The 21,561-nt window shown below is 34.3% G+C and carries 20 protein-coding genes, 2 pseudogenes and 1 other annotated feature; of the genes and pseudogenes, 4 read left to right on the forward strand and 18 right to left on the reverse strand.

The window, feature by feature from the left end; genetic code table 11:
* Positions 1-180 precede the first annotated feature (180 nt).
* Together NKG37_RS20760 and NKG37_RS20765 are read right to left on the reverse strand one after the other, a co-directional pair.
* Positions 181-561 carry a hypothetical protein gene (locus tag NKG37_RS20760; RefSeq protein WP_016205505.1) on the reverse strand — a complete coding sequence of 127 codons (381 nt, stop codon included), beginning with the start codon at positions 559-561 and terminating at the stop codon, positions 181-183.
* A 500-nt stretch (positions 562-1,061) separates the two neighbouring features.
* Positions 1,062-1,688, reverse strand: coding sequence for a YitT family protein (locus NKG37_RS20765; protein ID WP_016203642.1), 627 nt, complete (start codon positions 1,686-1,688; stop codon positions 1,062-1,064).
* Positions 1,689-1,915: 227 nt separating this feature from the next.
* Here NKG37_RS20765 and NKG37_RS20770 point away from each other — a divergent pair, with 227 nt between their 5' ends.
* Entirely contained in the window at positions 1,916-2,365 is a 450-nt protein-coding gene (locus tag NKG37_RS20770) for an Lrp/AsnC family transcriptional regulator (protein ID WP_016203641.1), read from the forward strand.
* Between the two features lie 82 nt (positions 2,366-2,447).
* Here NKG37_RS20770 and NKG37_RS20775 read toward each other — a convergent pair whose 3' ends face one another.
* The 7 genes from NKG37_RS20775 to NKG37_RS20805 all read right to left on the reverse strand — a co-directional run bounded on the left by NKG37_RS20775 (position 2,448) and on the right by NKG37_RS20805 (position 8,602).
* Positions 2,448-3,236, reverse strand: a complete 789-nt coding sequence (locus NKG37_RS20775) for an HAD family hydrolase (protein ID WP_016203640.1) — start codon at positions 3,234-3,236, stop codon at positions 2,448-2,450.
* A 187-nt stretch (positions 3,237-3,423) separates the two neighbouring features.
* A complete protein-coding gene (locus NKG37_RS20780; RefSeq protein WP_040343599.1) occupies positions 3,424-4,614 on the reverse strand; it encodes a class I SAM-dependent rRNA methyltransferase in 1,191 nt (396 codons plus the stop codon).
* 132 nt (positions 4,615-4,746) lie between these two features.
* Positions 4,747-5,328 (reverse strand): ATP-dependent Clp endopeptidase proteolytic subunit ClpP, encoded by a 582-nt coding sequence (gene clpP / locus NKG37_RS20785; protein ID WP_016203638.1) that lies wholly within the window; start codon positions 5,326-5,328, stop codon positions 4,747-4,749.
* A gap of 29 nt (positions 5,329-5,357) precedes the next feature.
* The gene (locus NKG37_RS20790; protein ID WP_169188655.1) at positions 5,358-5,972 is read right to left on the reverse strand and encodes a sigma factor; all 615 of its coding nucleotides are present in this window, start codon (positions 5,970-5,972) and stop codon (positions 5,358-5,360) included.
* Positions 5,973-6,059: 87 nt separating this feature from the next.
* Positions 6,060-7,532, reverse strand: coding sequence for a DUF4153 domain-containing protein (locus NKG37_RS20795; protein ID WP_254415279.1), 1,473 nt, complete (start codon positions 7,530-7,532; stop codon positions 6,060-6,062).
* A 96-nt stretch (positions 7,533-7,628) separates the two neighbouring features.
* Entirely contained in the window at positions 7,629-8,273 is a 645-nt protein-coding gene (locus NKG37_RS20800) for a permease prefix domain 1-containing protein (RefSeq protein ID WP_101731097.1), read from the reverse strand.
* Positions 8,270-8,602 (reverse strand): PadR family transcriptional regulator, encoded by a 333-nt coding sequence (locus NKG37_RS20805; RefSeq protein WP_016203633.1) that lies wholly within the window; start codon positions 8,600-8,602, stop codon positions 8,270-8,272. Before NKG37_RS20805 ends, NKG37_RS20800 begins: the two co-directional genes overlap by 4 nt.
* Positions 8,603-8,930: 328 nt before the next feature.
* On the opposite strand from NKG37_RS20805, the gene NKG37_RS20810 reads away from it, so the two are divergent.
* The 3 genes from NKG37_RS20810 to NKG37_RS20820 all read left to right on the forward strand — a co-directional run bounded on the left by NKG37_RS20810 (position 8,931) and on the right by NKG37_RS20820 (position 12,047).
* Positions 8,931-9,797 carry a YitT family protein gene (locus NKG37_RS20810; RefSeq protein ID WP_016203632.1) on the forward strand — a complete coding sequence of 289 codons (867 nt, stop codon included), beginning with the start codon at positions 8,931-8,933 and terminating at the stop codon, positions 9,795-9,797.
* Positions 9,798-9,999: 202 nt separating this feature from the next.
* The gene (locus NKG37_RS20815; protein WP_224428395.1) at positions 10,000-11,373 is read left to right on the forward strand and encodes a sensor histidine kinase; all 1,374 of its coding nucleotides are present in this window, start codon (positions 10,000-10,002) and stop codon (positions 11,371-11,373) included.
* Complete coding sequence (locus NKG37_RS20820; protein ID WP_016203629.1) at positions 11,370-12,047, forward strand: response regulator transcription factor; 678 nt, start codon at positions 11,370-11,372, stop codon at positions 12,045-12,047. Before NKG37_RS20815 ends, NKG37_RS20820 begins: the two co-directional genes overlap by 4 nt.
* Before the next feature lie 95 nt (positions 12,048-12,142).
* Here the strand turns inward: NKG37_RS20820 and NKG37_RS20825 are convergent, their stop codons facing one another.
* The 9 genes and pseudogenes from NKG37_RS20825 to NKG37_RS20865 all read right to left on the reverse strand — a co-directional run.
* Complete coding sequence (locus NKG37_RS20825) at positions 12,143-12,712, reverse strand: YdhK family protein (protein WP_224427672.1); 570 nt, start codon at positions 12,710-12,712, stop codon at positions 12,143-12,145.
* A 488-nt stretch (positions 12,713-13,200) separates the two neighbouring features.
* On the reverse strand, positions 13,201-13,404 hold the full coding sequence (locus NKG37_RS20830) for a DUF2933 domain-containing protein (protein ID WP_016203626.1): 204 nt from the start codon (positions 13,402-13,404) through the stop codon (positions 13,201-13,203).
* Positions 13,405-13,470: 66 nt separating this feature from the next.
* Complete coding sequence (locus tag NKG37_RS20835) at positions 13,471-14,370, reverse strand: AEC family transporter (RefSeq protein WP_016203625.1); 900 nt, start codon at positions 14,368-14,370, stop codon at positions 13,471-13,473.
* A gap of 205 nt (positions 14,371-14,575) precedes the next feature.
* The gene (locus tag NKG37_RS20840; protein WP_169188659.1) at positions 14,576-15,823 is read right to left on the reverse strand and encodes a glutamate-5-semialdehyde dehydrogenase; all 1,248 of its coding nucleotides are present in this window, start codon (positions 15,821-15,823) and stop codon (positions 14,576-14,578) included.
* A 17-nt stretch (positions 15,824-15,840) separates the two neighbouring features.
* Positions 15,841-16,938, reverse strand: a complete 1,098-nt coding sequence (gene proB / locus NKG37_RS20845) for a glutamate 5-kinase (protein ID WP_169188660.1) — start codon at positions 16,936-16,938, stop codon at positions 15,841-15,843.
* Between the two features lie 64 nt (positions 16,939-17,002).
* Positions 17,003-17,209: a binding site (T-box leader), on the reverse strand.
* A gap of 108 nt (positions 17,210-17,317) precedes the next feature.
* Entirely contained in the window at positions 17,318-18,094 is a 777-nt protein-coding gene (locus NKG37_RS20850) for a Cof-type HAD-IIB family hydrolase (protein WP_254415280.1), read from the reverse strand.
* A 386-nt stretch (positions 18,095-18,480) separates the two neighbouring features.
* Positions 18,481-18,717: pseudogene (locus NKG37_RS20855) on the reverse strand (multidrug resistance efflux transporter family protein); the annotation flags it as partial.
* 118 nt (positions 18,718-18,835) lie between these two features.
* On the reverse strand, positions 18,836-20,152 hold the full coding sequence (locus NKG37_RS20860; protein WP_254415281.1) for an ISLre2 family transposase: 1,317 nt from the start codon (positions 20,150-20,152) through the stop codon (positions 18,836-18,838).
* Positions 20,153-20,356: 204 nt separating this feature from the next.
* Positions 20,357-21,100, reverse strand: a pseudogene (locus NKG37_RS20865) (multidrug resistance efflux transporter family protein); the annotation flags it as partial.
* Positions 21,101-21,561 lie beyond the last annotated feature (461 nt).

The following is a 21,561-nucleotide window of genomic DNA, read 5'->3' on the forward strand; positions in this document are numbered from 1 at the left end:
CTCTATTGTAATCTCCTATTCCGGCGTTTGCAAATAATCAAGACTTTTTAGAGAAATTTCTTAGAATTACTACAAACGTAGCAGCCAAACATACCAACAGCTAACATTCATAATCTTAAGTACCCAAAATAAAAAGCAACCCAACAACAGATTGGAATTGCTACTTTACCATTTATAACGCTAGATCACCGCAAGATCTTTTTGAATAGATTTTAAATCATTAAGTTCACTTGCAAATAAATCAAATTGCTCTTTATTCAAGCCATCTAAAGACTCATTTACTTTATATTCTAAATAATTCATTCTCAATTCCATGTCCAGTAAAGATGTAATCTTTTTACTGGAGATAAATTCTTCGATTTCATCCACAAACATGAAAAAACTATAATCCTTTATCATGACAAGTAAAAGCCAGCCAAGTGAATCAACGTACTTTCTTTCCTCAGTAACCGTAATGATATCACCTTTATGTAAATCTAGAATGAATGAATGTTCAGGTCTAGGACAGGTACATTCGATCATATATTGAAATGGAGCTAAAACAATGAAATCATTTTTCATTATATCTTACACCTTCCTATTCTTTTCGTTTATTTGTTATTATTTTAAATGAAAATGATTATCACTGTCAATTGATTTTTCCTTTATAATGAACTTTATCAAAATAAAAGAGGATGGGACATAACTAAATAGATACTCTGTAAAGACGAACAATTTCTAATATAGCTAGTAAATAGCGGCTGCTTTCGCATACTTTTTACAAGAGGAAATATAATTAGTTGGAAAAACAGAGCAGCCGGAATACACGAAGACTCCTATGGGATTAGCGAGACAGTCTGAGACCCTGCAGGCCACAGGCCGAAGCGGCTCAGCGCGAGCCCCATGGAAAGCGAAGTGTATTCCGGCTGCGGGGAATCGCACCAAACTTCATGGAAACATCCTTTGAAAAACAAATAAAAGCCCGAACAATTATACGGAACATTCATTAGCATCTTCGTATAATTGTTCGGAATTATCCTTGGCTGGAATACTTATGTCCCAGCCTCTTTTTTATTTTGCCGTTAAACAGACTGTGTTTCAACAACTGTAGGAACTTTTTCTATATTACTTTTGCTTGTATTTCGATGTGCTATTTTTTCCTTAAAAGTACTCATCATAAAGGAAATAATAAATACTGATACAATGCTGTATAGGCCTCTAACTAGTCCAACACTATACAGGCCAATTAAAATAACGATTGTATCAAAAATAAAATTTGTTTTCCCCATATTCCAATTAAATTGTTTTTGAAGCGTAATAGAGAGAATTTGTGCGCCCCCTAAGGACGAACCATTCATAAACAAAATAATTGTTCCTATTCCAATAATAACACCACCGATCATGGAACCTAATAAAGGATAAAGGGCAAATGGCGGAAGAATGAGGGAAAGTAAATAAGAAAATAAAGTAACTAACGAAACCGCTAATATGGTGGACAAAGTAAATTTTTTGCCCATTTTAAAATAAGATAAAATATAAAATGGAATGTTTATTAAAGTAAATAAGATGGAAAAAGAAATAGGTAGCAAATAAGATACACTTAATGCAAGTCCTGCTGTTCCTCCAGTGACAATCGCAGATCCTTTTAATAAATACAGACCAAATGATGTAATTAAACATCCAAACATCATAACAATTATTTTTTTCAACTACATACACTCCTATAGTAATGATTATAAGTGGAAGGTAAACGAGGATTCATTGATGAAATCCTATAAACATGTGGTTTTTTGGGTGGAATTCTTACATATATAATGATAGAATATATCGAAGCATTTTTACATACCAATATGAATGTAATTATCTTGTACATCTTCAATTTCGCATGAATATTTGTGCGATTACATTCAATTTGCAAAAAGGAGCATTCGTTAAAATGGATAAAGTTGACATACAACTACTTAAAATTTTACAGGAAGATGCAAGAATTACAGTTAGTGATTTATCCAAAAAATTAGCTTTAAGCCGTCCAAGCGTTTCGGAAAGGTTATTAAGACTGCAAGAAAAAGGGATTATTTTAGAATTTAGCGCAAGAATATCTCCTGCAAAGTTAGGGAGAGAAACACTATTATTTATTCAAATTAGTGAACTAAAAGAAGAGCCTCATGCATTTGAGGAGTTTATCAAAACAGAAACGGATATTATTGAATGCCATCGCGTAACCGGTACTGTGAGTTATATAATTAAAGCAGCTGTTTCTGGAATAGACGGAATGAGAAACTTGGTTGATCGTCTAATTCCATACGGCACCATTAATACCTCTGTTATTTTAGCGTCACCTGTTCCATATAGACATATCTTGCCAAACGACCGGTCAGAAAATTAGACTAAAGATTCGCTATATAAAAAATGAAAAAGTCTGTGTAACCACAAGGAACAATAAAACACTCCTTATGATTACCAGACTTTTATTCTTTTTGTTTCAATATAGAGAATAATTCCTGAAGATGATGAATTTCATATGTTGGCTGGATTTCTTGGTTTATAACATTTTCACGATTAATCCAGACTGACTTAATTCCCGTACGGTTTGCCCCTAAAATATCTGTCATTAAATTATCACCAACCATCAAGCATTCTGATTTGTCTACACCTACTAGAGAAACGGCATGCTCAAAGATGGAAGGATCAGGCTTTCCTCTCCCAAAATCTCCAGAAATAACAATATAATCGAAATAAGGAGAAATCTCTGGTGTGATGGATAGCTTTGTATTTTGCAAATGAGGAGATCCGTTCGTTAATAATAATAAAGAATATTTCCCCTTTAATTGATCAAGAACTGAAAATGTTTCTTCAAAAACATAAGGTGATTTCTTTCTGTTCTCTGGAAAAGCTTTAGCTAGTTCTTCACCGAAGTTGTGATCATGGATCCCTAATGTTAACAATCCTTTTGTCCATGCTTCTTTTTGATAAACAGGAATAAGCTCTCTCATTTTTGGAAAGAAATCATGTTCTTCTAGAAACTCTCCCCAAAGTCCTTCAAATGGATTAATACCTATCATTTTCGTAAATGCATAGGTATCATAGCCTTCATATAAAGCTCTTGCTTCTTTTCGTACCGCTTCTTCTAAACGTTCAGCTGAAATATTATATCTTTCTTCTGCCAATTTACAAGTCTTTAAGAAAGCTTCTTGTACACTTTTTTTATCCCATAATAACGTATCATCCAAGTCAAAAAGAATTGCTTTAATCGTCATTCACTGTTTCTCCTTTTTAAACAAAAATATTTTATTTAGGGCAAAGCCTAAAAAAGTAATCTTTCTTTATTAGATTACAAGTGTTTGTCCACAACGTAAACCCTTCTTTTGATAAAAAACAGGATTTCGCATCATAGAAGCAAAATCCTGTTTTTGGATCTCAACGTTAAAATAATATCCTAAAATATCATTTCAATTTTTTTATAAAAACAACTTTTAGATAATTGCTTTCCTTTACTTCTTTAATATTCGCAAAATCATTGGGTAAGCCGAATTGCTCAACAATTTGATACCTTTCTTTTTGCTGATTAAAAGCTGCTTCAATAAAACTTCTGAACTTTTTCATATCAAAGGTTGCACAATTAGTGGAAGCAACAATAATTCCATTTTGATTCGTAATGGCAATTGCTTCCCTTAATAAATTCGTATAGTCTTTTGCAGCTCGAAACGTATGCTTTTTTGAACGAGCGAAACTTGGTGGATCTAATATAACCATATCGAAGGAAAGTTGTTTCTTTACAGCGTATTTAAAATAATGAAAAACATCTTCTACCATAATTTTTTGCTTGGATACGTCGATTCCATTTAACAGAAAATTATCCGCTGTTTTTTGTTTACTCCGATTTGCTAAATCGACACTCGTTGTCGATACACTGCCACCAACAGCTGCCGCGACTGAAAATGCACCTGTATAGGAAAAGGTATTAAGGACATTCTTTCCTCTCGCGTATTTATCACGGATAGTTTTACGAACATCTTTTTGATCTAAAAAAATCCCTGTCATTGCACCTTCATTTAAATTCACCGAATATTTAACACCGTTTTCTAAAATAGTGATTGGAAAATCGCCCTTTTTCCCAGCGACAAAATCATCATCTTCCATATAAGTTCCATTATCGTCAAATCTTTTTTTCTCATAAATTCCCTCCACATCTAAGAGGTGCAGTAAAGATTCAACAATCAAGCTTTTGTATTTGTATATTCCAATACTATACCATTGTATTAGAAGATAATTTTGATAGAGATCTACAGAGAATCCGCCTATTCCATCGCCTTCCCCATTAAAAATACGGAAAGCAGTTGTTTCTGTATCTTTAAAATAGGTAACTCTTTTATCAATCGCTTTCTTTAATTGTTCTTCAAAAAAAGTACGGTCAATTGACTTGTTCTTTTCTCTAGTTAAAATCCAACCAATTCCCTTATTTTGAATGGCGTAATAGCCTCTGCCGATAAATTTATTCTTTTTCGTTACAACATCTATAATTTGCCCTTCTTCTAAATCAAGGTTAGTCGCAATAGCGTCTTTATATATTAAGGGATTACCATTTAGTAAATTTTTTTCAAATGGTGTTTCAATTTGCACTGTTACAATTTCCATTTTGCCACCTTTAACTTTCCAACCTAATATTTTATTTTCTCTTTCTATTATACATGAAAAGAGACTAGGCGCTAGTTCCCTTAAAAGCATTAAAAAAGGCATCCACTAATAAACGGATACCTTCTTCCTTTTTTATTTTGCAGTAATTATCTCATCCACAATCCCATAATTTTTGGCTTCCCCTGCACTCATAAAATAATCTCTTTCCGTATCATTGGCAATTTTTTCAATAGTTTGACCAGTTTTATCTGCAATAATTTGATTAATATGTTCTTTCAACTTTAATATCCTTTTCGCTGATATTTCAATTTCGGTCGCCTGTCCCCTCGTTCCTCCAAGCGGCTGATGTATCATAATTTCGCTATTCGGTAAAGCATATCTTTTTCCTTTCGCACCTGCGAGAAGCAGTAACGCCCCAAAGGATGCAGCCATGCCTGTGCAAATTGTCCGAACATCTGGTTTAATATAGTGCATCGTATCATAAATAGCAAAGCCAGCAGAAGTTGAGCCACCAGGACTATTAATATATAAAGAAATATCTTTTTCCGGATCTTCTGCTGCGAGAAATAGCAGTTGAGCCACAATATTATTAGCTACTTGGTCATTGATTTCATCCCCAAGCATGATAATTCTATCCTTCAAAAGCCGAGAATAAATATCATAGGATCTTTCTCCATTTGCTGATTGTTCAATTACATAAGGAATTGTACTCATTTTTATAGCCTCCCGTACCGATAATTTTTTTAAGCTGCCATAAGCATTGTTTGGTGAGACAAATATTTTTTCGCTTTTTTCACTAAAATGATGTCTTTATAGATAGAATTAATTAGAATAGCTGGATCTTCTTTCTTTAGTACTTCATAGTACATGCTTCGAATGATTTCCTTATTTTCATCATAAGGAACTTTCACTATTGTATTTTCTTTTTTCACTTGATTTCTGGCCCGAAATAATATCGATTTCACAGCAGTTTCTGTCATATTTAACAATTCGCCAACTTCTTTTAAGCGAAATTGAAATCCTTCTACGAGCATATAAACAATTCCTTGTTTAAATGTCAGTTTTTCAGCTAGTAATTCTGCCAGCATCATGGAAGTTAAACTGTTTTTTTCTATTCCTGTTTCGTTTGTTTTGATTCCAATCATTTCTTGCTTTTTTCTTATCTTATCAATCAATTGATTATTGGCAATTTTTTTAAGCAAAGCAGGTGTAATATCTTTCTCTTTATAATTCTCCAGCGCTTTTAAAATAGCATCCTGGATTAAATCTTCCCGCTCCCATTTATCCAGCGAAAGGTACTTGCAATAATGATCAAGTTTTTGATATAAATCGTCTATATTTTGTATTTCCCTCCTCATTAATACATCCCTCCTTTTACTGTTTATATATAGAACGTTTGAGATAGCGAAAAAGATACGGGTCATAAAAAAATAATTATTCTTCCTCTAATTGTTATTTTTTACATTTTGATTTTCAGAAATTTTCTTATCAAAATCGATTTTTCCAAGCAACTTTCTAGCACGGTCTTCCACAATATTAAAGCTCTGCCATTTTTGTTTCTTCTGCTGAAGGAGTTCCTTTTTAGCAAGCAATAAATGTTTTACACTTTTCATTTCCGGATTGCTTTCGTAATAATCCACTAAAACTGGAATGGTTGAATATGATAATGCATCTATATAGGAAAAATCAATTAAATTTGTTTCGTCAAAGCGCTGCAAATTCTTGCTGACGATTAATCGATCGATATCCATTACATTTAGTCCACAATAATATAATAGGGACAACAATAAGAAAAAGCGTATAAGTTGAAGTTTCTCCACCCAAATTTTTATTAGTGTAAACGAGAAAAATACCGCTAAAAAGATAATGAAAGAATGAGAAAACAAACGTAAATACGTATAGCCATACGCCTGTTCATATAAAGACAATCGTAAATGAGCAGACAAAAGAATGATAAAGCTAAAAACAATTAAAGAGGATAAAACTATTTTTAAGAAAAGAGTACGGTTTTTAGCAAATCTGTTTACTAATAAAATAATGGATATATTAATAACTGTTACGATAATAAGTTCAAAGAACCCCCTTCTCGCATAGGTTGCATAGGTGAAACCATTTATTAATACATCATTGAAGAAATATTGAAATTGTATGACGGTATAAAATATATACAGTCCATTAATAGAAAGTAAAATTGTTAATAAAGTTGCTTGTTCCCATCTTCCTTGTTTAACCTTTCTCTCTTTTGGGATGATAATCGACTTCTTACTAATTGTTTTCATTAATAGTAATAGAAAAACAAAGATAAAACCAATTCGTATTAACGTACTTATTTCATCTACTTTAAAAGAAACAAGCCAGGTAATTATTGTTTCGACCATCGTACTAAAATGCTGATCTGACATACTGAGCAGGAAAATCAGTATTATCAAAATTGGCATAACAATAACAATTCCTAATAATATTCTTTTCATTGCTACATAATCCCTTTCATTGGCACGTCTTTTTACCGATTTTCGAACAAGAAAGGTTAAATATTTTCCTAATTTAAAAAAGGAAGATACTTTCTTTTGAATATAAAGAAAGGCGTCTATATTACTCCAATGAAGAAAAGCGGGACTTGTAATTAACACAGTGTGAAATCCAATTAAAATAAAAACAACTAAAAGATTTAAGGGATAAAAATAAGGATTACCAATAAAAACAAATGATAATGTTAGTAACCATATGCATACGAATATGTAAATGCCTATTAGACGATGTGTATGTGTTTGTTTCCTCGTTAGATAAAAATAAAAAACATAAAAGACAACAACAAAAATACTAAGAGAAATACCGATTGTCTCTGTAAACAATGTCACTTCAGCAATAATTGCAAGTAAAAAACAACCTATGAAATAAATAAAATTTTTCTTGTTCATTTTATTCTCCCCTTACATAGTTATTCTATATAGTCAAATAAAAAATAAATAGAATTTCATTGCACAGTAATACTAGGTAGGATGCAAAAGAACAACTTATACCGATCTCGTTGTTCCATAGCGAAATGCGAGAAAACATATTGGATATAACATAATCGTAAAAGAAATACAGATAAGGATAAATTCTGGTGTTAATAATGGATCAAATATTGTTGACGGAATGATCTTAAAGACAACGGAACACATAAGTAAAAGATTAGGAACTAACGAAATGCAAAAGGTCTTCATTAATAGTTTTTTTCCGCCAAGTCCAAATTCCTTGCCCACTTCATATCCAAGCAAAAGCCAAAAGAATAAATAAAGCATAATAAGAAAAAACGGAATACTTGTTAGGAATAACCATAATTTGCTGATTGTTGGATTAGATAGGTGATGATAAATTACCGTCAACCCAATACCTCCTACAAAGAAAAACAAATTTGCAAAAAAGAAGTTCCATTGCGTTTTTTTGGCAGTCATCGTTAGCTCTTCTTGATACAATGCAGCAATTTCCTTTGGGAATCCTAATCTTTCTATTGCGATGGTGATTGCTTCTTGTTCTGTATATTGTTTTTCTAAAACAATATCTTCTAACATATCCGCTAGATGAAGTTCATATTCCCTACATATTTCTTCTGATTGTTCATGCTCTTTTAGTAAATCCCGCAGCTGTTGCATGTAGGATTCTTTTGAAGCAATCATACGCCTTTTCTCCCAATGACTTTATCAATCGTTTGCACAAAGTTTTTCCATTCCGCTGTTTTTTGCTCTAATATTTGCTCACCAGCCACTGTAATTTGGTAATACTTTCTCGCTGGCCCCTTTTCTGATTCCTTCCAGAAAGATTTCACATATTCTTGTTTTTCTAATTTATGTAGCGCTGGGTATAATGTCCCTTCTTTGACTTGCAAGGAATAGTCACTTCTTTTCTCCATCTCTTTTACTAGTTCATATCCATACATTTCCTTTTCTGCTAATAACTGAAGAAGTATTAAGGATGTACTACCTTTTACTAACTCTCTGTTAAACATAATTTCACCTACCTAGAATTAAAATGTACTATGTTAATATTGTATCGTTCGAATTGTTATTATGCAATATTAAATACTATTTGTTCTTCTAAATTTTTTTTATCGTTTTTTTTCTGATACTATATAAAATGATAAAGTGAAACTTCCATCAGTGTTTTTTTTCCGTCATCCCCCACTGATGGTTAGTTGAACCAATCGGATCTTAACGGGCAGTTAGTTGATCTCCCACCTATCTTCCTCGCATTCTCCTAAGCTTGAGGGGGAGTCTAACTGTCCGTTAAGAATGAGATAATTTTTTTAATAAAGTTTGTTGAAAGGTGATCTACTCATGGTAAAAACCCATAAAAAAGAAAGTACCGCCCACTTAATCATTCGATATTTGATGCTAACAATAGGTGCAGGTTTTGCAGCAATCGCAATTGATTTATTTTTAGCTCCAAATACAATTATTGATGGTGGAGTTATTGGAATTTCACTGATTCTTAAATATAGTTATGGCTTAAACTTCGGAATCCTTGTCTTTATTATCAACCTACCTTTTTTATTTGCTGGCTATAAATATATTGGGAAAAACTTCTGTATTTCTTCCCTTTATTCAATCATTATGCTCGCAATCATTGAGTTTTTGCTTGAACACTTTGAACCAATTACCACCCAGCCGCTACTTGCTACAGTTTTTGGAGGGTTATTGCTAGGTGCAGGTGTTGGCATTGTCATTAGAAATTCAGGTGCATTAGACGGTACAGAAATATTAGGCATCCTGCTTACTAAAAAAATCCCCTTTTCTGTTGGAGAATTTGTGATGTTTATTAATGTCTTCATTTTCTCTTGGGCTGGTTTTGTTTTAGGTTGGGAACAAGCAATGTTTTCAATTCTTACCTATTATATTGCAAGTAAAGCAATTGATGCGGTTATTCAAGGATTTGATGATACAAAAGCTGCGATGGTTATTTCGGATGAATATGAAGAAATTGCCCAAGCACTTTCTGACCGGCTAGGAAGAGGAGTAACAAAGCTTAAAGGAAAAGGTGGCTATTTGGATCAGGAAAAAGAAGTATTATATGTAGTGTTTACCCGATTAGAGGTAGCAAAGTTTCGAAGCATTGTTCAAGAAATTGACCCAAATGCATTTATTACAATTATGGATACACAAGAAGCACATGGTGGGAAATTCTCTAAATCTGCCATTCATTAAGCAAGTTTTTTTCTATTGGATATTTTCCCACTGATCGAAGTTTTCTTTATGTGTAACAAGACTCCATTGCTTTTAAGAAGCAATGTGAGTCTTGTTTTGCTTTCAAACTAATACCCTCTATAAAAATTTCATATTTCTCCATAAAATCTTGAAATTTATCCTTTATACTTGAGAAAGTAGCTGAAATATTAGGAGATAGACGATGAAGAAACTCTCAATAAAAATTGGAATCATATTTTTTTGCATTATTTTCGGACTTATTACCTTTATGCTCTTCCTATTACATGAAGCAGTTGTGGAAAATAGAGTAAAGGAGGAATTAAATGCTCTACAATCAAGAGGAAACTCACATCGAACTGTATTAGAAAAGCATTTTAACAAAGAAATAATCGAACATGTTATTTTGATGGAATCTGAATCAAACACGGACGTAGTAATTACAGATGAAAAAAAGAATATACTTAGTTCGTCCATAACTAACCATTCATATGATAAATATATAAAAAAAGAATTTGGTGATATTCCATACAAAGGGAAAATCGCGGAAGGGAATTGGCGGCAAGAACCGGTTATTTCTACAATGAGTCCCATAAAGATTAATGGACAGACAAGTGGTTATGTATTTATGTTTCAGGATACTGAGTCGGTACATAATCTCATTCAAAGTTTAAATAAACATTTTCTTTTAATAGGCTTCATCTCTGTTTTTATTACCATTATTATTATCATTTTCTTATCGCGTGGTATTACCAAGCCTTTAATTCAAATGAAAGAAGCAACCTCTCAAATCAACAAAGGAAATTTCGCTGTCACCCTACCACAGAAATCAGCAGATGAATTAGGTGAATTAGCCACTTCTATTGAAACACTAGCAACTGATTTAAACTATTTAAAAAGAGAGCGTAATGAATTTTTAGCGAGTATTTCTCATGAACTTCGAACACCATTAACCTATATAAAGGGATATGCAGATATCCTTCTAAAACAGAATCCTCCTACAGACGAACGGGAGAAATACTTAGCGATTATTGTGACAGAAATAAATCGGTTGAATCTATTAATTCAAGACTTATTTGAGCTGGCTAAAATAGATAAAAATTCATTTGTCATAAAAAAAGAGAAAATTGATTTAAGTATTTTTCTAAAAAGACTTGAACGAAAGCTCACACCTGCTATTAATGAAAAAAACATGATATTTAATGTTCACAATCCAAGCAGCTTAAATTTACATGCCGACCCGATTAGACTCGAACAAATTCTCCTGAACTTATTAGATAACGCCATAAAATATTCAAAAACTGGTGGTTTAGTAGAATTGAAGGTTTGGAAAGAGAAGAAAACGATTCATTTCTTAATCAGAGATAACGGAAAGGGAGTTCCTGAAAAAGATATTCCTTATATATTTAACAGATTCTATCGCGTGGAAAAATCACGAAAAAGATCGCTTGGTGGCACTGGTTTAGGACTTTCCATTGTTCAAGAGCTAGTTCATGCGCACGGAGCTGAAATTACCTTAAAAAGTCAGGAACAGATAGGTACCGAATTTGAAATTATTTTTAAGGAGAATGAACAATGAAAACTTTATTACTAGTGGATGATGAACCGATTATGCTAGATTTATTATCTTTATACTTGTCTCCATTAGGCTATACATGCATCAAATGCAATTCAGGAATGGACGCTATCAACTTTATCGAATCCAATGAGATAGACTTAATTCTATTAGATGTTATGATGCCAGAGATGGATGGCTTGGAAACTTGTAGAGAAATAAGGAAGAACTGGAATACCCCTATCATTATGTTGACAGCAAGAAGCGAAAAAGCCGATATAGTTAAAGGGTTAGAATATGGAGCTGATGATTATATCGCAAAACCATTCGATGAAGAAGAATTGGTTGCAAGAATAAATGCCGTTTTACGTAGATTGAAAACAGATTCAAAAAAAATTATCTTTAAAGGTCTCAAATTAGACAAAAACTCCTTCCAAGTAACTTTTAATGGACAGGAAATTGTCCTTACACCAAAAGAATTTTCCTTATTAACCTTATTTTTATCCAATCAAAACTTGGTGTTTTCAAGAGAGCATTTAATTACAACCATTTGGGGATATGATGTATCAACAGAAGACCGAACCATTGATTCTCATATTCGCAACCTACGGGACAAGCTGCGAAAAACAGGATTTCCTGCAGATACTTATTTACAAACTGTTTGGGGTGTTGGCTATAAATGGACAGATCAGGATTGATATTGTATGCATTAGTACTTTCACTACCTATTTTTAACAGTATCATAATCCCCCTCCCTCTTTGATTATTTATTTTGAGAGAGGGGGATTATTAGTTATTCTACTTGTGACAATTCGCTTTCTGTTACCCATTTATGATAAGTAACATCCTCCCCTGTCTCCGTATCTTGATAATCTACCATATAAACAGTTGTTTCTTCTGCTGAATCAATAGTTGCTGTGACATCATCCATCCCTTCCATATGTTCAGCATTTATTATGACTTCGTCTCCTGCTTGATAGCTGTCATTTGTAGCATTCTCGATTTCCTCATGAATGACCCATTTATGATTTTCTACTTTCTCCCCCCCATTTAAAGGCGTATAAGTTATTGTATAAACAGTAGTATCGAAAGCACCAGAAATGGTAGCTTCAGCTTCGTTCATTCCCGGCATATGATCTGCATGGATAATAGCTTTTGAACCTACTGGATAAGTTGGATTCAGAGCTTCTTTTAGACCTTCCGGAACATCACTTGTACCTGCATGATTCATTCCCTCATGACCTTCCATCATATTAGAACTTGAATCACCTTTTGGAGCTGCATCATCTTTCCCAGTACATGCAGCTAAGGCAAACATTGCTACTAAAGATACTAGACTAAATATAATTTTCCTTCTAATCATGATTATCATCCTTCCTAACTTGGTTATGTCCATAATTAGAGTACTTTATATATGTGCAATTATCGTGCAGATTTCTTTATAAATAGGAAAGGGACTGGGACATAATGAACTAAATAGATACTCTGTAAAGACGAATAATCCCTAATTAACTATTAAATAATGGTTGCTTTCGCATACTTGGTTTGGTTATTTGTGCTTTTAAATGTAGTCATATGTAAGAACTAGTTCGTTCCATTGCTCTAAGCGGGTCAGCGTAAGTCCCACGGAAAACGAAGTGTATTCCGGCTGCGGGTAATGGTAATAAACTTCATGGAACACCCTTTTAAAAACAAAGAAAAAAACCAAAACTATTATACGAACCTTTTTTAGCATGTTCGTATAATAGTTTTGGTTTATCTTTAGCTGGAATGATTATATCCCAACCTCCCTTATCCCGCACTGATGGATAAGCCGCCCGTTAAAATTGGGATAAATTCCATTCTATTGTTCTATGATTCTTTTCTCTCAATCGTTGAAAGAGTATCGATTTCTTTTCTCAACTTTCCATTTTCCAACTCAAGGCTTTTTACTCTATCATCCAAATCTTTTGATGTATGTGAATGATGATGCTTGTTGTGTCCAAACATGCCTTTCATACAAAATAGCATCATTAATGGACAAATTAGTAACGTAAGTAATTGTAACAATCCCATTTTATCATCCCTCCATTTATAACATAATCATATCTATAAAATATGAAGATTTTATGGAGAAATATATTAAATCAAGGACAAAATAACCGGTAAAGTTATTAAACTTGCAATTGTACTAAAAAAGGTGGCACTGGAAACAAAATCTGGTTCTGTTCCATATTGGACAGCATAGAGTGTCGTATTCGCTGCTGCTGGCATTCCAGCTAGTAAGACCATTATTTGCTTTAACATCTCATCTACTGGCAAAATAAATGTCAACAGCCATGCAATAACTGGAGATACAATCAACTTTAAAAACAAAGAAATGGATAAAGGCCGATAAGCAATATTTTTTACACTTACATTAGCAAGCTGGATTCCCAAAACAAGCATCACTGTCGGAATAGCTGCATTCCCAACTAATTTAATCGCTTCAAGCATCGTTTCTCCAACAGGAATATGGAAGAAATGAAAAAAGGCACCTAGTATAGCCCCATACATAACTGGTACTTTAAGTACTTTCGTTAATGTGTCTTTACCATTCCCGTCTTCCACAGAGCCTTTTGCTGCATAGTAGACACCTATCGTTACCATAATTAATTGCTGAATAACCATCAGGATAACAGCATAATGCAATCCTGGCTCACCGAAAACAAATAAAACAAGTGGTGTGCCATAATTGCCATTGTTCATAAATGCAGAGGATAAGATCATTCCACATGTCTTTCTTACCGAATAACCCCTAAAATAACCAATGATAGAAACAATTGCAACAATAGCTAATACTAAAGTTAAGGCATAAAGAGTCATATACAAATAGTCCATTGTAAAAGTTGTTTCATAAAATACACTAAATGACAACAATGGTGTCATCAAATAAACAGAAACAGCCGAAACGGATTTTATATCAATATGAAGCATTTTTTGTCCAATGAATCCAACTGAAAAAATAAAGAAAATTGGTAATAAAATACTTAAATACTGCACTATCATCATCCAATCTTAATAAAGTATGATATGTCCTGTTGCATCAAACATTTTATAAGATAAAGTGAAACTTCCATCAGTGGAGGTTTTCCGTCATCCCCCACTGATGGTTAGTTGAACCAATCGGACCTTTACGGACAGTTGATCTTCCTCGTATTCTCAGAAGCTTACGGTTACTATCCGTTAAGTGGGGGATAAAATGCAGTTATTTTCTAACTTGGCCATCTCCATAAATAAAGTATTTAACAGATGTTAATGCATTTAGCCCCATTGGACCTCTCGCATGAAGCTTTTGCGTACTTATGCCAATCTCTGCCCCATAGCCAAATTCAAATCCATCTGTAAATCTCGTACTAGCATTATGATAGACTGCGGCGGCATCTACTCCTGACAAAAATAGCTCGGCATTCTCTTTGTTTTCGGTAATAATTGCTTCCGAGTGCTTTGTGCCATAAGTATTAATATGGCTGATTGCATCTATAACATCCTCTACTACCTTTATACTAATCTTTAAAGCGGAATATTCCGTATACCAATCTTCTACTGTTGCTTCTTTTGCAAAAGAAAAAGAGGAACACACTGTATTATCTCCATAAATCTCTACAGCATTATTATGCAGTGCCTCTAAGAGAGACAATCCGTATTGATCAAACCAATTTTTTTCTATCAAAATAGTCTCTAAAGCGTTACAAACAGACGGACGCTGGGTTTTTCCGTTTAGACTAATATTAAATGCCATTTCCCTATCTGCTGTTTCATCAATAAATAAATGACAATTTCCAGCACCTGTTTCAATGACTGGAACAGTAGCTTCTTTTACTACCGTGTCAATTAATCCTTTTCCCCCACGAGGTATTAACACATCTAAAAATTCCTTTAAATGAAAGAGTTCCTTCGCTGTTTCTCTGCTCGTATCTTCAATCAACTGCACAGCATCTCTTGGCAGTACAGATTTATCAAGCGCTCTATGAATCGTGTTAACTAGTGCCATATTAGAATGTTTTGCAGATGAACTACCTCTTAAGACAATACTATTTCCTGTTTTCAGCGCAAGGCTCGCTGCATCTATCGTGACATTAGGTCTTGCCTCATAAATCATCCCCATCACACCAATTGGGACAGTTTTCTTCCTTATTTTCAGTCCATTTTCTTTTTCCATTTCTTCTACTACTTCGCCAACAGGGTCCTTAAGCTTAACCAACTCCTTTAGTGCTGAAGCCATATCCTCAATTCGCTTTTCGTCAAGCATGATACGATCTAAAATGGAAGTCGATAAACCATTTTCTGCCCCACTTTGAAGATCTTTTTTATTCTCTTTTATAATTAAATCTTTCTCTTCTATTAATTGATTGCTGATTAGTAGTAATGCCTCATTCTTCTCATCGGTTGTGTAATTTAGTAATTGATAACTTGCTTTCTTCGCTAATTTGCCTTTTTGATAAACCTCGCCCATTTTTCATCTCTCCCATTTCACATTTTCACCCATTTATCACGGTGAATGACTTCCAATTTTGGATGTTTTTCTATTTTTTGTTCTTCTGCCCTTTGTAAAATAATTTCTTTTAGTTCTTCAGAAGAATAAAGTACTTCCCCTTTTCCGATAACGCCATTTACTCCATACACTTCCACAACATTTCCTTTTTCAAAGAAACCTTCCACTTTATAAATACCTGCTGGCAGCAAGCTACTGCCATTATTCATTAGAGCTATTTCTGCCCCTTCATCGACATATAGACTTCCTTCTACAGTAGAATGGAGGGAAATCCATTGACGATTACTATTTATCGATGTTAAAGCAGCAGAACCAATATAAGTTCCATCACCTTTGTCCTCCATTATATCGATTAACTTATTTTCCCCTTCCCCTTTTCCAATAAAAACCTTTACTCCTAAAGTATTAGCCGTTTCCGCTGCAATCAGCTTTGATTTCATGCCACCTGTACCAACCTTAGAGCCAGATCCTTTTGCAGCAGTCTTCCATTCTTCCGTAATTTCTGGCAAATAATTGATTCGTTTCGCTGAGGAGTCTTCTTTTGGATTCTTGTCATATAACCCATTAATATCTGTTAGAATTATTAGCTGATCAGCATGGATAAGCCCACTAACAAGAGCTGATAACATATCATTGTCTCCAAACGTTAACTCTTCTACTGATACAGTGTCATTTTCATTTATAATTGGCAATATGCTTCTTTCTAACAATTCAGTCAATGTAGAATAAGCATTTCGGTACCGATCCCGCTTAGAAAAATCATTTCGCGTAATGAGGACTTGTGCTGGAACTATTCCAAACTTACTTAATTGTTCATTATAGCTTTGAATCAATAAGCTTTGACCAACTGCTGCTGCAGCCTGTTTCCCTTTCAATGTCACCGGTCTTGAAGGATAACCGAGCTTTGCAAAGCCAGCAGCAACTGCTCCTGAAGACACTAAAAGGACTTCATGGCCTTTATTTCTTAAATTTGCAATACTTGCGATATGGTCACTTAGTTTAGATTGATCGATAGCTCCTTTTGAATCCGTTAAAGAGCTGCTGCCAATTTTTACGACAATTCTTTTCTTCTCCATTCTATTTCCTCCGTACTTTATTAAACCTGCTTCAATGGAATAAAAAAGCCCTTTTCCATCCTAAACAAAGGACGAAAAAGGGCTTTCCGTGGTACCACCTTAATTGAATCAATAAAAATATTGATTCCACTCTGTCTGATAACGCAAGAGATGCGCCTACTTTAATAGGACTTGAAAGGTAGGTTCTGTGTACTTTCATCATGAAGTCTTTCAGCTTATAAACTCCACTCTCTTTTATGAAAGCTACTCACATACTAGTCCTTTCGCTTCGTTCCGTTTTCTTTTTACTAATTATAAGCAGTTTTTTCAATCGTTTCAATCGTTTTTTGAAATTTATTAATAATAGAAAAACATATTTCAGTATGACAATTAGAATGGATTATTTTTTTACTTCGGCAACTTCTTTTGTTAATGCCCATTTTCTAATCGCGTATGCAACACCATTTTCATTATTCGTTAAAGTCACAACATCTGCTGTTTGTTTTACAATGTCTTGAGCATTTCCCATTGCTACCCCTATCCCAGCTTCTTTAATCATGCTAATATCATTTAGGCTGTCCCCAGCTGCTAATACTTGATCCATTGTGATATGTAATAGCTCACATACTTTTTTGAGCCCTCTTGCCTTATTTATACCTAATGCATTTACCTCAATGTTAACTGGTGATGAATTACTAATTTCAAAACAGTTTTTCTCGTTTAAACTGTTTAAAACTTGTTCACGGACTTGATCATCTTCTATGTGAAAGCCAAATTTAAGCCATTCTGATTTACTTACATCTTCAGGCATTTTATCTATCCATACTTGATCACAACTAGCTGCCCACATATTTGCTTTATGCTGCTGTGCTAATTCCCACATCCATTGAATATGGGTAGCGTCTACAAGATTTCTTTCGATTAAATTCCCATTCATATCCCATATTTCACTACCGTTCACTGTTACTAAAAAGGTTTTTAATAAAAGGCTTTTCGCATGATCTCTACAGGTCGCAATGGATCTACCGGTACTTAATACTACATGCACCCCTTGATCATGAGCCTCTTTAATTGCTTTTTTATTCTCCTCCGGAATTTCACCTTTTTCGTTTAATAACGTACCATCCATATCCAGTGCAATTAATTTAATCTCTTTCTCTTCTAACTTCTTTGTCATTTTGCTTTTCCTCCTAATCATTATTTTTAGAAGTGATAGCCAAAAAACACGACTGTCAGAATACCGTATTCTTAAAGGCTCTATATCTATCCGTTTTGTTACCTTAAGTTTGATTTTTAAAACAAAGCAGCCTTTGTCCTTACATTTACTATGTATGAAATTCCGTAAATTTACCTTTATGACTTCTTAATCAAACCACGATGCACCTAAAAATCAACTTATTTCGGACTAACTAAATCAAACTTCTAAATTTGTAAATATCTATTCCTACTCATTAACATAGTATAACGATTCTATTGGAAAAAGTAAAAAATTCCGATAACTCCAAATAAACTTAATAAACCTTAAGAATCTTAACAAATTATTAACGAATACTCTAAAGAACATCATGATGCTTCCAAGCTACTATTTATGTGTATTTTCTTACTCGAATATACACTGTGAAAAATCATTCCAACCATAACCAGACTAATTCCAAAAAAACTTACTGGACTCGGTAAATGAGCGGAAAGAAATAAAACTTCTCCTATTAAAGCAAATAAGATTTCCAATGATTGTGTTGCTTCTACTGCACCTAATTTAACCATATTGTCCTTCACTAAGTCAGTTGCTGCAAAAAATAGATTGAGTCAAGTTTTTGTGGGAGTTTTTTTAGCTCCCTTTTTTATAAAGTAAAAACTCTAAGTTTGTATCCGCTTTCCAATTGGTTTTGTTCTTCCAACTGTTGATTCTCTCATTTTTTTAAAAACCTTTTAATCCCTGTAAGGCAAAGTGAACGGGTTTTCCAATCGCTTGATTTAAGTATGGCATGTTCTGACGCACGGTTTCTGTTACTAATTTTGTGGGTATTTTTCTTTTCGCTCGATGCTCTTTCTTTGATTTTTCCGTGGCTTTTTCCCATTTCCCATATATCGTTTGGATGGATAGGTCATCCTTCAATCCAATCCACAAGCGCGCCATGCTCATGACCCCTTTTTTGCTCCATGTTCTTCCATTTTTTAATCGTTTGGCTAATTGATTCATCATTGCTTCTGCACTTCCCATTGGACGATACGCTGTCGTGTCCACGCCTTTCTCCTGTAACCAACTTCGGTAATCTTTTATGGTTTCCTGATGATGCGTTAAAAAGCCGAGGAAATGCGCTAGTTTTTCTTCTTCTTCTGGTGTATCCATTGTTCCTACTGCGCTATTCAACTCTAGAAGTAATGTTTCTACCTGGTAGTTTTTTAACGCTCTTTTCATGTAGCGGTATCGAGGATGGCTCTTCATTAGTTGCTTCATCGAACGAGCGACATGAAAACGGTCCATGGTGAAAAAGGCGCGTTCCCGAAAATACTCCCGACATGCCGTTATCCAGCCTGCTCCATCACCATTAATAATAAGCAAGGTTTGGGTAGGATCATACGCATAATTATTCTGTAAGAACGTTTCAAAGGCTTCCCAAAAGGGTTCTTTTCCTTCATAAAGAAAATGCCTTTTATTTCGGAGCCTGATTCGCTTTCCATTTTCTTTCCATCCCTCGTGTACAGCGGCGAATTTCAACTCCCATCCACGCTTTTTCTTTTCTTGACTCTTCACATATAATCCATCTACTTCGACAAACAATACCTTTTGAAAAGGGCGTTTTTCCTTAGCGGGAAGTACGCTTGTTTGAAGAAGATGTTGCCGTAATGCTTCGTGGCTCATCGCCGAATAGCCTAAAAATTGTTCGAACGTTTCCACCGCCTTTCGATAGGAGGAGCCATTCGTCGCTAGTTCTAGCCCCCATTCTTCTAGTAGCGGACTAAATCCCTTATTCCCCTGAAACTGTAAATAGTGATCTAATAGACAAATATATTTTTTAGTCACACGATCAAAATAATAATTACGCTTCAGCTCCACAGCTCCAAACGCTGTATCTAATCGTATTTCTCGTTTATCACGTAAAGCAAATCTTCTTTTGTCTCGTTGCTGAGCAATCTCTAGATCCCAATTTTCTAATGTTTGAATAAGGATTTCTTGAAACGTCATTTGTAGTGTTCGAAATAAAGTTTTTTCCAATTCTTTTAATGATGGCATTTTTATGTTACATTGATTCATGAGAGCCTCTCCTTTTCGTAGTTTCCCAAAATTCTACTTTACAAAAGGATGCTCTCTTTTTTAATGCTTAATTTTTTCCAGCTACCGCGCTCTCGCTTGGTGGCCTTTTTGTCTAGTTGGAGGACGCGTCCCCCAACTAGACAAAAAGGATATTTATTCTCCCACAAACATTTTACTCATACCAAAAAATAATATTGTCGCAATTATCCCAGAAAATACGGCAACTATAGCAGATTGGATAATTTGCTGCCTTCCGGGTATCCCTACAGTAAACGTACCAATAAGCGATAATACGAGCCAAAAAGGAATGCTTGCAATTGTCATCCCTAATACACGTTGAAAAACATCTAGCCTCCCATTACAAATCACCATCATTTTCCGATTACCTAATGGATAAGCGAATGCTGAGATAAGAATTGGTATAAAACAAAATAAAGCCTCCTTTAACGAAATGGATACAGCGAATTCTAATTGCATAATAATGACACCTAAAACAATTAATATGGAAAAGGATAGACTTTTATAGGGGATTTTCCTTCTTACTATTTGAATACTTCCATCTCTTCTCATTTTTTCCTCATAAAATAAAGGTGCCAGAAGTGTTCCAGAAATAATCGTGATCTGCCATGTTCCTGCTACAAGCCATCCTGGTCCATAAGCACCTGCTAAACAAATTCCACCATAAAAAATTCCAAACCCGATTGTACTCCAGAGCATCCAAGAAACTGGGTTTTTCTTTAATTCTTGCCAAACTGCCGATGCATTCTTACGACACACTACTATTACAAGCAATAGCGGAACCATGAAAAAATAACGTAAGGATGCACTCCATATCCAGCTTCCTCCACCTATTTCCATGGACTGATTTAATACAAATGTGACTGCAAAAAATAACGCAGCAAATATCCCTAAAATAATTGGTCTCAACCACTTCCCCCTCTTTCTGATTTAATATTCAAAAAACTTATATCCAATATATCGCATATCGGATAATTAGAACAGTATTTTTATGATGTAAAATAGGAGCTGTGACATAAGTATTTTCAACCAAATAACCCCGAACGAATATACGAACATGCAAAGTGAAGTTCGTATAATTGTTTGGGGTTTTATTCATTTTAAGAAAGAAGGTTTGTGGTGATCACCCGCAGACGGAATACACTTCGCTTTCCATGGGGCGAACCCCTGGAGCGGAAAGCAACATCCTTATTCAAAGAGACTAATAAATATCCTATAGCCTGAATTATTCACCGCAATCTAAAATTTTTAAGGATTTCATTAGATTAGTAATGCTAAGGTAAATTTGTACCAAGAAAATAGCCTAGTTAGAGAAGGTTTGAAACGAGTCTTAGGAGAAAACTGATTTTTAGACAGACTCCTCCCTTGGT

This window comes from Niallia sp. RD1, from assembly GCF_024219955.1.
GTDB classification, from domain to species: Bacteria; Bacillota; Bacilli; order Bacillales; family Cytobacillaceae; genus Niallia; species Niallia alba.

What these genes read in the sequence shown, in the direction of transcription:
- NKG37_RS20760 (WP_016205505.1), bottom strand. Translation starts at nt 561, where the DNA reads ATGAAAAATGATTTCATTGTTTTAGCTCCATTTCAATATATGATCGAA.
- NKG37_RS20770 (WP_016203641.1), top strand. Translation starts at nt 1,916, where the DNA reads ATGGATAAAGTTGACATACAACTACTTAAAATTTTACAGGAAGATGCA.
- NKG37_RS20775 (WP_016203640.1), bottom strand. Translation starts at nt 3,236, where the DNA reads ATGACGATTAAAGCAATTCTTTTTGACTTGGATGATACGTTATTATGG.
- NKG37_RS20780 (WP_040343599.1), bottom strand. Translation starts at nt 4,614, where the DNA reads ATGGAAATTGTAACAGTGCAAATTGAAACACCATTTGAAAAAAATTTA.
- clpP (WP_016203638.1), bottom strand. Translation starts at nt 5,328, where the DNA reads ATGAGTACAATTCCTTATGTAATTGAACAATCAGCAAATGGAGAAAGA.
- NKG37_RS20790 (WP_169188655.1), bottom strand. Translation starts at nt 5,972, where the DNA reads ATGAGGAGGGAAATACAAAATATAGACGATTTATATCAAAAACTTGAT.
- NKG37_RS20795 (WP_254415279.1), bottom strand. Translation starts at nt 7,532, where the DNA reads ATGAACAAGAAAAATTTTATTTATTTCATAGGTTGTTTTTTACTTGCA.
- NKG37_RS20800 (WP_101731097.1), bottom strand. Translation starts at nt 8,273, where the DNA reads ATGATTGCTTCAAAAGAATCCTACATGCAACAGCTGCGGGATTTACTA.
- NKG37_RS20805 (WP_016203633.1), bottom strand. Translation starts at nt 8,602, where the DNA reads ATGTTTAACAGAGAGTTAGTAAAAGGTAGTACATCCTTAATACTTCTT.
- NKG37_RS20810 (WP_016203632.1), top strand. Translation starts at nt 8,931, where the DNA reads ATGGTAAAAACCCATAAAAAAGAAAGTACCGCCCACTTAATCATTCGA.
- NKG37_RS20815 (WP_224428395.1), top strand. Translation starts at nt 10,000, where the DNA reads ATGAAGAAACTCTCAATAAAAATTGGAATCATATTTTTTTGCATTATT.
- NKG37_RS20820 (WP_016203629.1), top strand. Translation starts at nt 11,370, where the DNA reads ATGAAAACTTTATTACTAGTGGATGATGAACCGATTATGCTAGATTTA.
- NKG37_RS20825 (WP_224427672.1), bottom strand. Translation starts at nt 12,712, where the DNA reads ATGATTAGAAGGAAAATTATATTTAGTCTAGTATCTTTAGTAGCAATG.
- NKG37_RS20830 (WP_016203626.1), bottom strand. Translation starts at nt 13,404, where the DNA reads ATGGGATTGTTACAATTACTTACGTTACTAATTTGTCCATTAATGATG.
- NKG37_RS20840 (WP_169188659.1), bottom strand. Translation starts at nt 15,823, where the DNA reads ATGGGCGAGGTTTATCAAAAAGGCAAATTAGCGAAGAAAGCAAGTTAT.
- proB (WP_169188660.1), bottom strand. Translation starts at nt 16,938, where the DNA reads ATGGAGAAGAAAAGAATTGTCGTAAAAATTGGCAGCAGCTCTTTAACG.
- NKG37_RS20850 (WP_254415280.1), bottom strand. Translation starts at nt 18,094, where the DNA reads ATGACAAAGAAGTTAGAAGAGAAAGAGATTAAATTAATTGCACTGGAT.
- NKG37_RS20860 (WP_254415281.1), bottom strand. Translation starts at nt 20,152, where the DNA reads ATGCCATCATTAAAAGAATTGGAAAAAACTTTATTTCGAACACTACAA.